The sequence below is a fragment of the Thalassotalea montiporae genome (assembly GCF_053485855.1).
The window spans coordinates 347289-364869 of sequence record NZ_JBQRUO010000001.1; the positions used below are offsets into that span (position 1 = coordinate 347289).

Consider the following 17581-nt stretch of genomic DNA (forward strand, 5'->3'; position numbering starts at 1 on the left):
TAAAAAATGGCGCTTAGTAAGCGCCATTTTTCCAGTTACCTTAAGTTAGGCAGGTAAAGTGAGTATTACAAGCCTTGCTTGCGTTTCACATGTTCCGCAATTTTTATATGGCGATCACGGCTATTTCCTAAGTGCTCACGCGTAGCCGAGCGAGCCGCTTCGCTGTCTTTCGCTTCAATCGCTTCAGCAATCTTTTTGTGCTCATTTTGAATAATTTTCAGGTAATCTGTTGAGTCAATGGACTCTTCATAGTCAGTGACAATATCTCGGTCTGGGATAACACCTTCGCCAATATATTTAATAAAGCGAGAAAAGTATGGGTTACCAGAAGCGCTTGCCACAGATAAGTGGAAATTCAAATCTTCTTTGACAGCATCATTTCCATTAGCTACTTGCTGGTCAAACGCTGCAAGTGCCGCCCAGATATCAGCCATCTGCTTATCTGTGCGATTGCGCGCTGCCATTGATGCCATTTCAATTTCAACAGCCATACGCAGCTCTAGAATTTGGACAGCTTCTTCAATGCAAGTAAACTCTTTGTTTTCAATTTCAAAAGACTGCTTAGGTGTGTTGTTAGCGACGAACATGCCAACACCTTGTCGACTGACAATTAAGCCCTCTGCTTTTAACGCGGCAACCGCTTCACGCACTACACTGCGACTAACACCCGCTTGTTCTTCAATATCTTTAGCAGCTGGCAATTTTGTACCAGGCTCCAGATTACCTTCTAGAATTTGGCTTCTTAGTGACTCAACCAAATCATTAGTCAAGCTGCGTGAACTTTGAATTTGTCCAATGTGTAAATGCTTCATGCGGCGATTATTCTTTTCAATGTTAATAATTTGTTTCAACTAGGGCACATTAGTGACTTTACAGCGTTTATCGGCAATGAACAATGATCTTTAGTGCCAGTTAGCTGCATTTACTGCTCTAATTCCTATTGCAGCCTGTCAAAAGTAAGCTGCTTGAATTTTAAACTAAATTGTTGACTGTTTGCTATCATACATGATGTCATGTGATATGATAAGTGTTTTTGCGATTTATATTATAATTATGAAAAAAATAGTCGTATTTGGTGAGTGCATGTTGGAGTTTGCACCCTTAGCTGCACAGCAATATCAGCGTGGTATTGCTGGCGACGTTTATAATACCAGTGTTTATTTGCAACGCTTGGCGACTGGGTTGGCGCAGGTATCACTGCTATCTGCGGTCGGCCGTGATGCGGTAAGTGACAATATGGTCAGCCAGTTTCAAGTGGAGCAGATTAGTACCGATTACGTCTATCGTCACCCTGAGCAAACTGTTGGTGCTTATTTAATTGATATTGATAGTGCAGGGGAGCGCAGCTTTACTTATTGGCGAGGTCAAGCGGCGGCGCGCGAGACCTTTGCATTAGTCAGTGATGAGCAGCTTAGCCAGCTTATTGAGCGTACAGACTTATTTTATTTTTCTGGTATCTCAATTGCGATTCTTGCAAAAAATGATCGCGAGCGTTTTTGGCTATTTGTTGAGCGACTGGCTGCTCTTGGCAAACAAATTGTTTTCGATACCAACTTTCGCCCTCAACTATGGCCAGACAAAGCTCTAGCTCAGCAAGCGTTTCAACGTGCGTTAAGGGTAAGCACTACGGTATTTGCTGGCGTGGAAGATCTCGAACAACTAGCGATGGGTAATTGCTTTAATTCCGTAGCAATGTCCCTGAATGACTTTGCCATTGATGAACTGGTGATTAAGCATGGTGAACATGGCGTGCGAGTGATTCAGGACGAAAAAAGCCAGTTTATTGCTATTGAACCTGTAGCGAATGTTGTCGATACCACGTCGGCGGGTGACTCATTTAACGCTGGTTATCTTTATGCTCGCTTAGTTGGCAGCAACATAACTTTGTCGGTAAGTTACGCGAGTTTATTAGCAGCGCATGTTATTCAGCACCGAGGGGCGATTATTGCGGCGGAGGAATTTGCACCAATTCAAGTATCGTTAAATACATTAATGCAAAGTTAATTTGCCCTGAACTATGTCAACAAGAATGGTAAGGGAAAACAAAAGCTCGTTATTTAACGAGCTTTTTTATTGGCAGAACTTGTGCCTTTCGGTTTGAGTTACAGCATAGGCTTGTTGATTAAGAGCGTTTTACTGCCTTAACAAAGCTAGCAACAGATTGACCATTGCATTTCAATGACGAAACTCGGTGGCCAACAGCACGCACGCCTTCTTTAACGGCTTTCATACACAATTGGCTTTCCATTGATTGGTTGCCAGAAACAATCACTGTCTTGTGCTCAACCTTGTTTGCACTTGCTTTGAATGACGCAGCGAAGTCTTTCAACGTTTCGCCATTACATTTAGTGTTATGTAATTGGCGTTTATTCTGGGCAAATTTTGCTGCAACAGCGTTGTAGCCTTGCTCAGCTGCCAGCATGCATAAATTGGTTTCTGTTGACTTATCTTTGCCAACAAATTGAATGTTTGCCGCTGATGTCTGTGTGCTTAGCGTCACTGCGGTAAATGCTACTAGACCGATTAATTTTTTCATCACTACCTCGCTATGAAAATTGTCAGGCTGCACATAAAGCACCGCATGACTTGAATCTCTTACTAAAAATCGGCGTGGATTATAAGGTCAGGTGTGGTGATGTAAAGAGATTTGGTGATCAAAAAGTAGACTGTTTGAGCCATTTATAAGAGCACTTTGTAAACCATACTGAACGTTTCACAGGCCTTAGATTCGCTGCTTAATTTATTCTACTCGCTAATCAATAAGATAAGGCGTTGGATAGGCAACAAGCATGTAAAAAATGATTTTAGCTGTCAGGTTAATCTATTAAGTCTAAGCCAAAATGTTTTGCCATGCTCAATAGCCATTGGCGAATCACTTGCTGGAGTTTTACCGCGTTTTCAGTGCCTATCCATTTACTATTTTGGCTCTCTTGAGCGCCACCGCTTTTGTCGCTTATTTTCGACAATTGATCAATCAGAAGCTGTTCAGTTGTACTGATCACTATCAGTTGTTTACTGCCGAGTTCTGCAAATTTAAACGCTACAGTTTGACTCTCGTCTAATTGAAAGCCTGTTATGGGGTCATCGCTACTTGTTGTTTGTAACAGAGTGCTGAACTTTTTATCAAAATACTCAGGCGACACTATGGTGATCTGGCAGCTTGGGCTATTGGCTTCGTCGCCATACCAATTGGCTTTTAAGGTTTCAAAATTCGCCCAAGCTTCAATGCGCTCTAACTCATGTTTAGTAATATTTAGGGCATCAGACACTTGCTGCTCGGCAGCAATACGAATGGGTAATTTCACTAACTGATGCTCCTGTTTTGATATAGATAAAACTATAACTGTGATTTTAATTGATAGAGTAAATCAAGTGCCTGCTTGGCACTAAGCTCGTCAACGTCTAACTGTTTTAACGACTCTACCACAGGATGTTCAACATCCATTAACGGCAACTGCTCAAATGCTTGCGGTTTAGTGGCCACCGTTGGTGCTTGCTGCGTTTCCAATTCCGCTAAACGCTGTTTGGCACGGCTGATCACAGGTTTTGGAATACCGGCTAATTGCGCCACTTGCAGGCCAAAACTCTTGCTGGCGGCACCTTCTTGCACGGCATGCATAAAGATAATGTTGTCATCGTGCTCAACGGCATCTAAGTGGACATTAGCTAGCGTGTCGATTTGCTCTGCCAATAAAGTCAGTTCGAAATAGTGGCTGGCAAATAACGTAAAGGCTTTAGTGTTTAAGGCGAGCATTTCGGCAACAGCCCAGGCCAGTGATAAGCCGTCGTATGTGCTAGTACCTCGTCCAATTTCATCGAGTAAAATCAAACTGCGATCACTGGCGTTGTGCAAAATATTAGCGGTTTCTGTCATCTCCACCATAAAGGTCGAGCGGCCACTGGCTAAATCATCTGACGCGCCAATACGAGTGAATATGCGATCCACTAAGCCAATTTCAGCGTTGTCAGCCGGAACAAAGCAACCAATATGCGCTAGCAATACAATCAGTGCGGTTTGGCGCATATAGGTGGACTTACCGCCCATGTTCGGGCCGGTAATGATCAGCATTTCGCGGCTGTTATCAAGCACAACGGGGTTGGCAATAAAGGCATCATTGGTCATTTGCTCTACCACAGGATGGCGACCTTGCTCGATGTTAATGCGCTTGTCTTTGGTTAGCTTAGGCTTTACGTAATTAAGCGTTTCTGCGCGCTCAGCAAAAGTGTTAAGTACGTCAAGTTCTGCAATACCTTGCGCTAAAGTTTGCAGCTGTTCAAGTACAGGCATCACCTTATCGAATAGCTCGTCGTAAAGGCGCTTTTCTAGCGCGAGAAAACGGCTTTGCGCGGTCAGTACCGTTTCTTCATGAGCTTTAAGCTCTTCGGTAATATAGCGCTCGTTGTTTTTCAGGGTTTGACGACGAATATATTCCGCAGGCACTTGATTTGAAGAGGCTTTGCTTACTTCAATAAAGAAACCGTGTACCTTGTTATAACCCACTTTTAGCGTTTGAATACCGGTGCGTTCTTTTTCGCGGGTTTCAATTTCTGCCAGTAAGTTCGTTGCTCCTTCGCTTAAATCGCGCAAGGTGTCTAGTTCTTGGTGATAGCCGGGAGCAATTACGCCGCCATCGCGAATAAGCACTGGTGGGTTCTCAATAATCGCGCTGCTTAGTAGCGCATACAATTCACCCATCGGCTGGGTTTGCTGCGCTAACGCCGCTAAATCTGACGTGCTTGATTCTGCTAGTAAACTTTGGAGTTCTGGCAATTGACCTAACGCGTTACGCAGGCGAGCAAAATCTCGAGGGCGCGCAGAGCGCAGGGCAATACGGGCAACAATACGTTCAATATCACCAATTTGCTTAAGCACGGTTTTAAACTCTGGATGTAACTCGTCGTTGATAATACTACCCACAGCGTTTTGTCTTGCCGTTAATACCGCTAAATCGCGAAGCGGGAAGTGCAGCCAGCGTTTTAACAGTCGAGAGCCCATAGGCGTGGCTGATTTATCCAACACTGAGGCTAAGGTGCTTTCAACGCCACCTTGTAAGTTATGGGTTAGCTCTAAATTACGACGCGTCGCTGCATCTAAAATTACCCCAGTTTGTGATGATTCGGCGACAATGGCGCGAATATGGGGCAGGGCAGTACGCTGGCTGTCTTGTACGTAATTCAGCAAGCAACCGGCCGCCATTAAGCCGCGCGGCAGATCATCCACGCCAAAGCCAGTGAGCTCTTTGGTTTGAAATTGCTTAGTGAGAATACTAATGGCGGTGTCTAGGTCGTAATCCCACTCTGGGCGGCGACGTAATCCCTTGTGAGCTTCCAGTAATTGCGGTGCGCTAAAATCTTCTGGGTACAGCAACTCCGCCGGTGATAGTCGTTGTAATTCTGCTTGTAATTGCTCTGCGCTGTTTGGTTCACTGACCACAAAGCGGCCACTGGTCATATCTAAATAGGCCAAACCAAAACCAGTTTTCACTTCGCTAATGGCAACAATTAGGTTGTCTTGGCGATCGGACAATAAGGCTTCATCACTGACAGTGCCAGGCGTAACAATTTTTACTACTTTGCGCTCAACTGGCCCTTTGCTCGTTGCAGGATCACCCACTTGTTCACAAATCGCGACCGATTCTCCTAGTTGCACTAGCTTAGCTAAATAGCTTTCGACTGCATGATAGGGCACGCCGGCCATGGGAATGGCATTACCACCAGACTTGCCACGTGCGGTCAGTGAAATGTCCACTAAGTCTGCGGCTTTTTTCGCGTCGTCGTAAAACAGCTCGTAGAAATCACCCATACGGTAAAATAACAGAATATTGGGAAATTCCGCTTTAATTTTAAGATATTGGCGCATCATAGGCGTATGCGTAGATAAATCGGCAGGCGCTGTGGTCATAAAAAGATAAGTGTTGTTAGCATAAAATTGACGTGGATTATGCCATAAAGCCCTGCATTCCCCTACTAGAGAATTACTCGCTAAAGTACTGGTTAAAACTACTGGATAAGAAATACTCAAACTAAGGAGTGAAACAATAAGTTTATTATTAACAGTGCTTTAGCTTTGATTTGGTAAATAATATTATTTTACACTTGATACTGTACGAGCGTACAGTATACTAAGCGCAACTTAACAAATTAACGCTATCGTATTTATTGGAGCGATAAATGGACGACAACAAAGAAAAAGCACTCTCGGCCGCGCTTGGTCAAATTGAACGTCAGTTCGGTAAAGGTTCAATTATGCGCCTTGGTGAAAACCGTAGTATGGATGTAGAAACCATCTCTACTGGTTCACTAGGCTTAGATATTGCCTTAGGTGCAGGCGGCTTACCAATGGGTCGTGTTGTTGAAATTTACGGTCCAGAATCGAGTGGTAAAACAACGTTAACGTTAGAAGTTATCGCAGAAGCACAGCGCAACGGTAAAGTATGTGCATTCGTTGATGCTGAGCACGCACTTGACCCAATTTATGCGGAAAAGCTAGGTGTTAACATCAACGATTTACTTGTTTCTCAACCAGATACTGGTGAGCAAGCATTAGAAATTTGTGACATGCTAACTCGCTCAGGTGCGGTTGACGTGATTGTGGTTGACTCGGTTGCCGCATTGACACCAAAAGCAGAAATTGAAGGTGACATGGGTGATTCGCACGTTGGTTTGCAAGCGCGTATGCTATCGCAAGCGATGCGCAAACTAACAGGTAACCTGAAGCAGTCAAACACTATGATGATTTTCATCAACCAAATTCGTATGAAAATTGGTGTGATGTTTGGTAACCCAGAAACCACAACCGGTGGTAATGCCCTTAAATTCTACGCTTCAGTTCGTTTAGATATTCGCCGTATTGGTGCAGTAAAAGCGGGTGATGAAATTGTCGGTAACGAAACTCGAGTTAAAGTTGTTAAGAACAAGATTGCACCACCATTCAAGCAAGTAGAATTCCAAATTATGTACGGTGAAGGTATCAATAACCTAGGTGAGATCTTAGATCTTGGCGTACAGAACAAGATGGTAGAAAAAGCTGGTGCTTGGTATAGCTACAATGGCGACCGTATTGGTCAAGGTAAAGCGAACGCAACCAAGTACTTAAAAGAGCACCCTGAAGTAGCGCAAGAGCTTGATGGCCGTTTACGTGAGATGTTCCTATCTAAGCCAAGTGAAGCCGAAGCGGAAACTGAAGCTGAGACAGAATAAACTATTGCACACACTACACTTACTATAGGTGTGCAATTACCAGAGCTTCATTTAAGCACTATTTTAAGCGTAGAGCCCAAGCTCAGAAATAGTACAAGCTCAGAGATAATTAAAAAATCCCGCCAGTGCGGGATTTTTTGTTTTCAGCGCTAAATTAGCTATAGCAGCTGATGGTCACCAATTGTGCTGAGGCATGACATAACTCGACACAAACTTTTCATCAAAAACTCCTCTACTTTTGTAAGAAATTTCAATATGATTCAATAGCTTCTTTGATGAAAGTTACTACTTAAGCCATCCATATTAATGATAAAACTAACTATTCGGCTGAATCATCTAAGTAAGTAATTTACAACATGTGTTTTAACAATGCGCCAAGTTATAGGCATAGATCATTAACCTAAAGTTCTGCTAATAATATAGAGAGCTGAGCAAGAGGATAATTGTGTTGCCTGCAATATGCTGATAGGGACGTTATGAAAAGGCTTTATACTGCTGTGCTGTTAACGGCAGTACTTTCAGGTTGTGATACCGCAAATCTCCACCTTACCGAACAACAATATGAAGACGCGCTAGACAATGGCGACATCGTTACTCAACTCACCTTACTTGACGAACTATACCAACATGCGCCTGAGGTTTATGCGCAAGATTATGAAGATAAACAAGCGCTAGGTGCAGTGATTGAACAGCTCATGGCAAATCCGAAAAACTTTGCAGGCATAAGCGATGAGCAATTGTCCTTGGTGATTGACTTTGCACCGAGCTATCAGCCCTTTTCATACGCGGCCATGCATTTAGCTGAAAAGCAGCGAATTAAAGGCAATATTCAAAATGCGCAGAACAAGGTAGCTTTGCTTAAGAAGGGGCTATTAGAGAAATTAAAAAAAACACCAAGTCATATTGAGGCTTACGAAACTCAAATTACTTTAAAGGGCATAGCGCCGTATTTTCTTCAATCACAGTATGCTCGCAACCTACTTGGTAGCTATCGTACTGAAATACTCAATAGTTATCAGCTTAATGCAATTGTTAATGGCTTAAGTAATGTTCATAGTATCAATCAAGAGCAAATACGTTTACATCGCTTTTTAGTTAAGCTAACGCCCGAAAAAGTAGAAGCATTATCTGCAAGTATTAACCAAGAGCAAGCGGATATCCAACGTATTTTAGTTTGGCTTTACAAGCAGCAAGTTGAGCAGGGTATAGCAACGGCTAGCCAGTCAAACGATTACTTACTTTCGCTACTAAACAACCGCTATGGTCGTCAGCGACTAGACTCACTGTGGTTAAATGTGGTGGAGCCAAAAGCTAAAAAAGCGGTGATGACCGCGAAAGAGACCTACTTAAGTGACCTAGATTTGATTGCGACTAAGATTTACCGGGTGGCGGGTGACAATAACCAACTAAAAGCGCTTTATAAGCAAACACTTGAATTAGACGCTAAGCTGCTATCGCTAATGTGGCCTCCAAACGGTTTGATTAATTTCAAAGAAAGCTCAATAAAAGCGAAAGCTGAGTTAGCGGCATCTTTTTCCGTCATTCAACAACTTTAATGAGCTGTAAAAAGGAAAAACCGTCATAGACTATGACGGTTTTTCGAAAATTATTTACCGTATGCTAGGGCTTAGGGCTAAAAGTAGCCAAGCTCTATTGATATTCAAAGGCTTTAACTACTCGGTTTACACCACCGATATTGCGAGCGATATTCACCGCTTGATCTGCTTCGCCACGGCTTACTAAGCCCATTAAAAAGACCTCGGCGTTTTCTGTGACCACTTTAATATTGTTAGCGTCTACTTTATCGCTTTTAAATAGTGCCGTTTTAACTTTCGACGTTAACCAAATATCGTTAGATTTAGTCGCCACTGAAACGGTATTACCAAGACGAATTTGATTGTGAATTTGCACGACACCTGTCACTGATTTGAGGATTTTCAACGCCTCATCACGTAAGTAGGTATTGGGGGCCTGCCCGACGACTAATACAGAACCGTTCATGCTGGTGATTTGCAGGTTAGTGTTGTCACTAATACCTTTATGTTCAGCAAGCTTTGCATAGCCTTGTAATTCGATGTTTTGATCGTCAATTTGGGCGCCGACTGAGCGGTTATCTGCCGCCACAGTTGCACCACCAACAACGCCAACAACCGCAGCAGCGACACAGCCTTGTAGCAACGAAGCTGCGGTAATGAGCGCAGCTAGTTTATGAAGTTTCACGAGAACTACTCACCTTGTGGAAATAATGTGCTATCGATAATTTCGCATAAACAATGAATAACTAGCAAGTGCACTTCTTGAATACGTGCAGTGCGCGGCGATGGAACGCGAATTTCAACGTCATTCTCACCAAGCAGGCCAGCAATATCACCACCATCTCGACCAGTTAACGCGATAATCGGCATATCACGGGCAACAGCCGCTTCAATGGCTTTGATTACGTTTTTTGAATTGCCACTAGTCGATATTGCTAGTAGTACATCTCCTTCGTTACCAAGGGCTCTTACTTGCTTAGAGAACACCTCATCGTAGTGGTAGTCATTAGCAATAGAAGTAATTGTTGAGCTGTCTGTGGTTAATGCGATCGCAGGTAAACTTGGACGCTCTGTTTCATAGCGATTTAATAGCTCTGATGAAAAGTGCTGAGCGTCGCCAGCAGAGCCACCGTTACCGCAACTTAGAATTTTTTTACCGTTAAGTAGGGCTTGTACCATCACCATACCAGCCTGCTCAATAGGAGCCGCCAACGCTTCACTTGCAGCGATTTTGGTTTGAATACTTTCGGTAAAATTACTTTTGATACGCTCTAACATAAGAGTAATGGTTCCTTAAAAGGCATTTTTTAGCCAGGTTATATTCGGTTGTTCAATTGGCCCTTGCAGGGCAACCACATCGAAACGACATGGCGTATTATATTCATTTAATTGTGCCTGTTGGAGATAAAAAGAGGCGCAAAGTTTCAATTTTTGTTGTTTAGCTGCAGAAATGGCGGCAATTGCGCCGCCATAGTTTGCTTGTTTGCGATATTTTACTTCAACGAATACGAGTACTTCGCCATCTTGCGCAATAATATCGATTTCGCCATATTTGCTGCTAAAATTGCAAGTTAAACAATTCAGCCCCTGTTGGCACAGGTAGTGCGCAGCTAGTTGTTCGGTTTGCTCACCAATGTTTTTGGTGGTGGGTTGTTTAATCCATCGCAATTTGTTGCACACTATCCTTGTTGTAGCGGCCCCATAATAGCGTGCGCGTTAATACCTGATTTGCAGCAAGCTGTAAGGTGCCTACCTGCCCATAGTGGCGCACATACGGGTACTTTTGCATTAAGGCTAACTTGTTCACTAATGCGAGCGAGTCGTAACCCATTGCGAATATTCGTTGCAGGCTATCACTGCGGGTTGGAAAGAGTTGCTTAGTGACTTGCATTAGCGGTTTGTTTTGCGCTTGGCTCGCTAACAGCCAAGGCATTTCGGTAAAGCTCATGCCTGCAAGGTCGCGCGTATCTCCTTCATCAACCGCGAGGCTATGACTGCGACTACTGGCGTAGATTGGAATAGTGTCGGCAAATGGGCTAATGCTCACATCAATATGCGGTTTTAGAAGTCGCGTTTGCGTTGCTGAACCGACAATATAAATCATATCTATATCGCGTCGGTTGCGTGTTTCAGCCTTAATTGTGTGCTTAATTCTACTATTCAAGTCATCGATGCGTGCTTTACTTTGAAAAACCCCAAGCGCAGATTTCAGCATCGTTTGCATTTTCTTACCTTTACTAAATGGCATTAATTTAGGCGCATAACCAGTGACCCGCTGCCACTCATCAACAAACGCTGTGGCAATGCGCTGACTTACTTGGTCTTGATGCACTAAGACAATCGGCATTTGGTAATCTTTACGCGCTAAGGTGGCCGCTGCTTGCACGGCCTCATCTTCTGGACGCATCGAAATGGCAAATTGATTTTCGCTTAGGGTATGTTGCGCTGAAACGTTCAGCAATAGGCTTGGAATTGTGATGTCATCAATTGCTAGGTATTGATTGACCCGCTCTCTCAACAAGGGGCCGATGACGTAATCTATTTCTAGTGTCTCTAACGTCGATTTTAGCGTGGTCCAGTCGAGGGTTTCTGAATCAAAGAAATGTAATTTAGTGGTACTTTGCTCTTGATACGCAGCTAAAATACCTTGCTGTGCTGCGCTACCAGCTGCTTGCTGTCTGCCTGATAAAGGGAGAATAACAGCGATACGTTCTGCCCCCAGTGGGTAGGCTTTTTCTTTGTTAAGTAATTGACCTACTAAATTATTAGCCGGATGAGTTGGGAATTGTCTGCGCCATTGCTGCAGGTAACGGTGAAAGGCAGACAAGTCATCGCCAAAACGATGAGCGTATTTCGTTAATTGTACCCAGCCACTTAGGTAAGGTGCTTTGTTATTATCAAGTTGGCTCAATTGCCAAGAAGAGAGCTGTTGAAACGCTTGCCATAGCGCCTCAATCTCTTCTTCACCGGCCTGTGGGTTCATCGAAAATGCAAATAGCTGAGCATCTAAAGCATCAAGGGTAAAGCCTCGCGTCAAATTAATTTGCTGTGCTAACTGATAATATTTGACGTCGAGATCAGTATTTACCGATTTTGCCTTAACTAACTGCTGCCAGGCTAAATCAATTTGTTCTAGCTCTAATAATGCTTGCGCTTTAACGATTAACACGCGGTATTTTTGCTCACCCGATGTCTGTGCTTGCAGTTGGTTTGCTAACCAAAGCGCTTTTAATGATTGGCCTTCAGTTAACTGGAACTCACTTGCGGTAATAAGAGAATTTAAGGCTTCCTTTCCCGTTTGCTCTTTACTCTGTCGAATAAAGTAACTTGCACTTAACTGTTCAGGCTCGGCTGTTTGTGTAACTTGCGGTTGTTGCACAATTTTAGGTGTTTTTGGCGCTGCGCAACTTGCTAGAAGCGCAACAATAACGGCGCTTAACGTAAGTTGTAGAATAGAGAACCGATGACTTTCTGACTTCACTACTTGGAAATCCGTGGGTTTAAGTATGAGTTTATAATAAACTTCATCCTAATGACTCTCAACCACTGCATCACTTGATGCGCAAGTTAACGCATCACCTGATTTAAAGCATAGCGGTAAATAAATGACAGAATTTCAAATAGTGCCTGGTACGTTATACGTAGTCGCAACGCCAATTGGCAATTTGGGGGATATGACTCAACGCGCAATAGACGTGCTGAGCCAAGTTGACTTGATTGCGTGTGAAGACACGCGCCACACACAAAAATTACTAACAGCGTTTAGTATTAAAGCTAAAACATTTTCGCTGCATGATCACAACGAACGTCAGCGACAAGAACAGATTGCCAACTGGTTGGAGGAAGGAAAAAGCATTGCTTTAGTATCCGATGCGGGTACGCCTTTGATCAGCGACCCTGGTTTTCATATTGTCCGAGGGTTAAAACAGCAGTCGTTACCTGTGGTACCTGTACCGGGGGCATGTGCAGCAGTTACTGCCTTATCAGTTGCGGGCTTGCCAACGGATCGTTTCGCGTTTGAAGGCTTCTTACCGTCGAAATCAGGTGCACGTCAAAAAGTGTTAAGCGAGCTAAAAAACGAAACTCGTACTATGATTTTTTATGATGCACCAAGGCGCGCACTGGACACTTTGCAAGATATCGTTGAAGTGATGGGCGCTGAGCGCCAAGTAGTTATTGCTCGTGAGCTAACCAAAACCTTTGAAACGATAAAAGCAGATAGTGCTGGTAATTTTGTTGATTGGCTTAGCCAAGATCCTAATCAGCTAAAGGGAGAAATGGTGCTGATGATCGAAGGTTATCAGCCAGAACCAGACAGTATTTCTGCAGAGGTTGAAAAGACACTGAAACTGCTGATTAAAGAATTACCACCGAAAAAAGCTTGTTCAATTGCTGCTGAAATTTACGGCCTGAAGAAAAACAAGCTTTACGATTTAACCTTAGCGATGAAATGGTAAGCGCGTATGAATATACATGGTGAATGCGAAGTAAGTCGCCAAGGTAACATGTTATTTGGCACCTTAATTGGCAGCTTCAATGAAGATGGCATCACTTTGTATATTCAACAAATGCGTGAGCAAGTAGAAGGATATAACGGTCAACCATTTGTTGTGCTGGTCGATTTAACGCGAGTGGAAGGTGGCACACCTGACGCTTATCAGATCCTTGATAATTATAATCGGTGGCTGGCTACCCAATCCATAGCCGCTAAAGCCTTACTTTATGATAGTGCGGTTCAGCCTGATATTTTGTTTAGCCGATCCCCTTCATTAGATCTGCAAAACACCAAAATATTTACCGATAGAGTTGAAGCTATCGCTTGGCTACATCAACAACTTGATAGCGCTATTTTGAATAAACAATAAGCTTAGTCGAATAAGTTGCTTTAATTTGTCTGTGGGCTTGATGTAGAATACGCGCCGAGTTGGCCAGACAATCGCTGCCAACACTTATTTATAAGTGTTGGGGGAGGAAAGTCCGGGCTCCAAAGAGCAGGGTGCCAGATAACGTCTGGGCGGCGCAAGCCGACGACAAGTGCAGCAGAGAGAAAACCGCCGATGGCTGGCAACAGCACAGGTAAGGGTGAAAGGGTGCGGTAAGAGCGCACCGGGCCACTGGTAACAGTTGGCAGCAGGGTAAACTCCACCCGGAGCAAGACCAAATAGGGTTCCAGTTTGCGTTGATTTATCAATGACAATGATGCGTGGCTCGCGTTGGAACCGGGTAGGTTGCTTGAGCCTTAGCGCGAGTTAAGGCCTAGACGAATGATTGTCGCTTTTCTATTTATAGGATAGACACAGAACCCGGCTTATCGGCCAACTCACATATTCCACAAGCCCTTGCAGTAATGCAGGGGCTTTTTCATTTTATGGATGTCAAAGTCAACGATTGGTAGCAGGGTGCTAAAACCACTTGGCACCCGGAGCAAGACCAAATAGGGTTCCATTACTTTTATAGTGAGTGCGTGGCTCGCGTTGGAACCGGGTAGGTTGCTTGAGCCTTAGCGCGAGTTAAGGCCTAGACGAATGATTGTCGCTTTCCTATTTATGGGATAGACACAGAACCCGGCTTATCGGCCAACTCACATATTCCACAAGCCCTTGCAGCAATGCAGGGGCTTTTTCATTTCAAAGCGGTTTCTTTCAGTGTTATCAAAGCTCAAGCATGCCACATGCAAATGCGGTTTTGGTTAGTTCATATAGCATATTTTTCTTTGTACTCAGGTGATTAGCATATTTTAATTTTGGTCGCTAGATGATAAGTTGATACTGTTTTTGAAGTGAATACTGAAGTTTGAAGCGGCCTCTAATTGACGTTCATCTCAGTTAGCTGCTCGTTGATGGTTAGTAAACGTTATCACTTCAAATATACTCTATTGGCGGCTTGGAAGGGATCTCACGCATGTTTAAAAAATCACTACTCACTTTTTTCTCCATTTTTCTCAGCTTTAATTCACAAGCTGTAGATATTGTCAGCTCGCCAAAAAGTAGCGAGCTTAGTGCTTGCCAAACGGAACTGTGCCAAACCTACTTTCACAAATTTAAATTGGCGGCTAAAAGAGGACACAGTGAAGCCTATACAACACTAGGTCAGTTTTATTACAACGGTTACGGTGTTGAGAAAGACGAAGCTCAAGCACTGAAATACCTCAAAAAAGCGTCTAAATATGGTGAGCCTGCGGCGCAGTATAAAACTGGATTAATTCACTTAATAAGTGAACAGCATTTAGATGCCAAAGAGTCGATAAAGTATCTAAAGAAAGCCGCATTTAGAGATTATAAAGATGCCAATATTCTGCTTGGTGTACTTCATTTCAACAATCAATTTATTGAGCAAGATCTCGCTATTTCAGATAGCTACTTGATCAGAGCTTATCGCGAAGAGCACCCCAAAATTCCTGAAGTCATTAATGCTTTAGAGCGTCAAGGGCTTTTCAACCAAACTAATTTTCCGATGCTTTTTGCCACGACGTTAACGGATAAGTTAGAGAAAAATGCTCAAAATGAATTTGTTTGGCCAAAAGATGAGGATATTGAAGTGATTACGGTTACCTCTCCGCCGATCACTGATATTTTGGATCAGCAATTACTTAGCTATCGAAAACATATCAAAACAACTGGCTCAAGGCTTAAAGGGAAACAATGTGCAACGTCTATAGGTTGTCATATAGCCATTGGACGACAAGGGCTTGAAGGGTTTCCAAGTTCCTTCCTTGGCGTTAGAGATGCTACTGGCTCTGGTGGTCTTTCTGCTCGGTCTTCATTTTAAAAATTATTGGTGATAAAAGCGCCATTGCAAAATCTTTTGTTAAGTTTTTGGAGATCAGAAGTAACTCCTTTATGAGATGAATCACAAATGAATAGAGCGCTTGCGTCAGCTTTTGAGCCAAGTGCTTTTGTTTGCAAATAGAGTTTAAGTCTTAAACTGGATAGTCTTTTCACAAAAACTGAATTAATCTTGTTAGTAAGTTGATTTGATGAAGATTACTTAGGAGTTGTGATGAGTTTACCTGCTTCTCGTTTGACTGACATGCACGTATGCCCAATGGTAACAGGTACAGTGCCTCATGTTGGCGGACCCGTATCTGGCCCCGGAGTGCCTACTGTTTTAATTGGCGGTATGCCTGCTGTAGTGATGGGGGATATGGCTACATGTGTCGGTCCACCTGATACGATTGTAAAAGGTAGTGCGACAGTGTTGATTGGCAATAAACCTGCCGCGAGGATGGGAGATACAACTTCGCACGGTGGCAGTATTGTCTTAGGCATGCCGACCGTGCTAATTGGTGGTTAGTTGGCTATTCGGATAATCATTAATGACTGGCCATAGCTATTAGGTTTTTGGCAATTTTTTTCCATTCAACCAGTTCTTCAATGGGCATAGGTTTGGCGTAAACATAGCCCTGAATTTTGTATACCCCATGTTTGGCGAGCAGCTCGACTTGTTCGCGTGTTTCGACACCTTCTGCGATGGTTTTCATGGATGATGCTTCATTGGCAAAAGCGATGATCGATGACAGCACCGAATTTTTCATATCGTCTGTGCCAATAACATCAATAAACATTTTGTCTATTTTGATGGTCGAAATCTTTAATTCTTGAACATAAGCAAAACCGCCATAGCCAGTGCCAGCGTCATCTAGTTTGAGGTCTATGCCCACATCATAAAATTTTTCGAGTGTTTTTTTAGCTTGGGCTAAATCTTCAATTTTTCTGCGCTCGGTAATTTCTAATGAGAGATTGTGGTATTGCCAATGGTCATTTTTTAACGATTCTATAGTGTGGAACAGGTCGTCGTTTTGCAAGTGCTCTGGCACGATATTGACGCTCATAAACTTGTCTGTGTCGCCCCAATTTAGGGTCTGAATGTCGCGTACCACGCGATAGAGCAGCTGTTCTGTAATGGGTAAAATAAGCCCAGAGTCTTCGGCAAAGGGAATAAATTGATAAGGTGGGATGATGGTTCCGTCTTTTTTTACCCAGCGTACCAGTACTTCGCAACCAACAATTTTCCCCGATTTTGAGTGCACGATAGGTTGATAAAATGGCTTGAACTCATGCTTATCTAGCCCTTGTTTAATTAGTGCTTCTAACGTTTGGTTTTGACTTAGCAGCCATTGCATACCCATGACCAGTAATATGCCGATTAAAAAACCAATGCCTAAACTTATGCCTCCGCTCCAGTGTTCGACGGGGGATAGGTAATTCTTCGAAACCGCTAAGGATAGCGAGAAAGGATATTGCTCAGAGTAAATAAAGGAGGAAAGCGAGAGGTCTTCTGCAAGGTGATTTAAATCGCTGACGAGAATGTCAAAGCTACCCAGCTGCACTTTTAGTACGGCGCAATTTTCACAAAATGCTTTAGGGATATGGATAGGCTCGATGTCGGCAATTAAGTTGAAGCCTTGTCCTTGATAAATCACCGTTAAATCATGCGTGTGGGTAATCTTATTGAGTTCAGAGCCAATAAAAATATTATCGCGTAAGTTTTTCCAAGACGATTTTTCGTCTTGTTCTACCGCTAAACCGTGACTTGAACATTCTTTACCACCTGCAATGTGCACTTCAAACAGGCGAACATGAGGGCTGGTAAAGGCAACTCGCTGCATTTTCTCAATATCTGAGATTGAACAGTCAAACGCGAGCTCTTCGGTAAATTCATCGTTTAAGCGGATGGCTTCTGTGACGTGGCTGTCGAGCTTGCCAATTAAATACTCTAATTCGGCATCGATAGCATGTTTAACGTAATAACCCGCGATATGGTGGTGAAATCCCAGCGTGACAGCAATACATGCCACAATAATAAACAGTGAGGTCCATGGACGGTAGAGCTTCATAAAATTAACC

The 17581-nt window shown here is 43.3% G+C and carries 16 protein-coding genes and 1 other RNA gene; 8 read left to right on the forward strand and 9 right to left on the reverse strand.

Going from position 1 to position 17581, the window contains the following annotated elements; translation table 11 throughout:
* Positions 1-65 precede the first annotated feature (65 nt).
* Complete coding sequence (locus ACSLUR_RS01470; RefSeq protein WP_115999032.1) at positions 66-812, reverse strand: FadR/GntR family transcriptional regulator; 747 nt, start codon at positions 810-812, stop codon at positions 66-68.
* 241 nt (positions 813-1053) lie between these two features.
* Between ACSLUR_RS01470 and ACSLUR_RS01475 the strand changes: the two genes are divergently transcribed.
* Positions 1054-2004 carry a sugar kinase gene (locus tag ACSLUR_RS01475; protein ID WP_448551154.1) on the forward strand — a complete coding sequence of 317 codons (951 nt, stop codon included), beginning with the start codon at positions 1054-1056 and terminating at the stop codon, positions 2002-2004.
* Between the two features lie 118 nt (positions 2005-2122).
* On the opposite strand, the gene ACSLUR_RS01480 is transcribed toward ACSLUR_RS01475, so the two are convergent.
* The 3 genes from ACSLUR_RS01480 to mutS all read right to left on the reverse strand — a co-directional run bounded on the left by ACSLUR_RS01480 (position 2123) and on the right by mutS (position 5902).
* The gene (locus ACSLUR_RS01480) at positions 2123-2536 is read right to left on the reverse strand and encodes a hypothetical protein (RefSeq protein WP_448551156.1); all 414 of its coding nucleotides are present in this window, start codon (positions 2534-2536) and stop codon (positions 2123-2125) included.
* Positions 2537-2816: 280 nt separating this feature from the next.
* Positions 2817-3305, reverse strand: coding sequence for a hypothetical protein (locus tag ACSLUR_RS01485; protein ID WP_448551158.1), 489 nt, complete (start codon positions 3303-3305; stop codon positions 2817-2819).
* Positions 3306-3337: 32 nt separating this feature from the next.
* On the reverse strand, positions 3338-5902 hold the full coding sequence (mutS, locus tag ACSLUR_RS01490; protein WP_448551160.1) for a DNA mismatch repair protein MutS: 2565 nt from the start codon (positions 5900-5902) through the stop codon (positions 3338-3340).
* Between the two features lie 269 nt (positions 5903-6171).
* On the opposite strand from mutS, the gene recA reads away from it, so the two are divergent.
* Together recA and ACSLUR_RS01500 are read left to right on the forward strand one after the other, a co-directional pair.
* Positions 6172-7200 carry a recombinase RecA gene (gene recA, locus ACSLUR_RS01495; protein WP_115999037.1) on the forward strand — a complete coding sequence of 343 codons (1029 nt, stop codon included), beginning with the start codon at positions 6172-6174 and terminating at the stop codon, positions 7198-7200.
* Positions 7201-7676: 476 nt separating this feature from the next.
* Entirely contained in the window at positions 7677-8756 is a 1080-nt protein-coding gene (locus ACSLUR_RS01500) for a hypothetical protein (protein WP_448551163.1), read from the forward strand.
* 94 nt (positions 8757-8850) lie between these two features.
* Here ACSLUR_RS01500 and dolP read toward each other — a convergent pair whose 3' ends face one another.
* The 4 genes from dolP to ACSLUR_RS01520 are packed head-to-tail and all read right to left on the reverse strand — an operon-like array spanning position 8851 to position 12216.
* Entirely contained in the window at positions 8851-9420 is a 570-nt protein-coding gene (dolP, locus tag ACSLUR_RS01505; RefSeq protein WP_115999039.1) for a division/outer membrane stress-associated lipid-binding lipoprotein, read from the reverse strand.
* 5 nt (positions 9421-9425) lie between these two features.
* Positions 9426-10013, reverse strand: coding sequence for a phosphoheptose isomerase (locus ACSLUR_RS01510; RefSeq protein ID WP_116015143.1), 588 nt, complete (start codon positions 10011-10013; stop codon positions 9426-9428).
* A gap of 15 nt (positions 10014-10028) precedes the next feature.
* On the reverse strand, positions 10029-10403 hold the full coding sequence (locus ACSLUR_RS01515; protein WP_448551166.1) for a YraN family protein: 375 nt from the start codon (positions 10401-10403) through the stop codon (positions 10029-10031).
* On the reverse strand, positions 10390-12216 hold the full coding sequence (locus ACSLUR_RS01520; protein WP_448551168.1) for a penicillin-binding protein activator: 1827 nt from the start codon (positions 12214-12216) through the stop codon (positions 10390-10392). Before ACSLUR_RS01520 ends, ACSLUR_RS01515 begins: the two co-directional genes overlap by 14 nt.
* Before the next feature lie 124 nt (positions 12217-12340).
* Here ACSLUR_RS01520 and rsmI point away from each other — a divergent pair, with 124 nt between their 5' ends.
* The 5 genes from rsmI (at position 12341) to ACSLUR_RS01545 (ending at position 16028) form a co-directional block, all read left to right on the forward strand.
* Positions 12341-13192, forward strand: a complete 852-nt coding sequence (rsmI, locus tag ACSLUR_RS01525; RefSeq protein ID WP_448551170.1) for a 16S rRNA (cytidine(1402)-2'-O)-methyltransferase — start codon at positions 12341-12343, stop codon at positions 13190-13192.
* A 6-nt stretch (positions 13193-13198) separates the two neighbouring features.
* Positions 13199-13600: a hypothetical protein gene (locus ACSLUR_RS01530; RefSeq protein ID WP_448551172.1), complete on the forward strand. Its 402-nt coding sequence runs from the start codon at positions 13199-13201 to the stop codon at positions 13598-13600.
* Positions 13601-13655: 55 nt separating this feature from the next.
* Positions 13656-14062, forward strand: an RNA gene (gene rnpB / locus ACSLUR_RS01535) — RNase P RNA component class A.
* A gap of 574 nt (positions 14063-14636) precedes the next feature.
* The gene (locus ACSLUR_RS01540; RefSeq protein ID WP_448551174.1) at positions 14637-15503 is read left to right on the forward strand and encodes a tetratricopeptide repeat protein; all 867 of its coding nucleotides are present in this window, start codon (positions 14637-14639) and stop codon (positions 15501-15503) included.
* 231 nt (positions 15504-15734) lie between these two features.
* Complete coding sequence (locus tag ACSLUR_RS01545) at positions 15735-16028, forward strand: PAAR domain-containing contractile injection system baseplate protein (protein WP_448551176.1); 294 nt, start codon at positions 15735-15737, stop codon at positions 16026-16028.
* A 19-nt stretch (positions 16029-16047) separates the two neighbouring features.
* Here the strand turns inward: ACSLUR_RS01545 and ACSLUR_RS01550 are convergent, their stop codons facing one another.
* Positions 16048-17571: an EAL domain-containing protein gene (locus ACSLUR_RS01550; RefSeq protein ID WP_448551178.1), complete on the reverse strand. Its 1524-nt coding sequence runs from the start codon at positions 17569-17571 to the stop codon at positions 16048-16050.
* Positions 17572-17581: the final 10 nt, after the last annotated feature.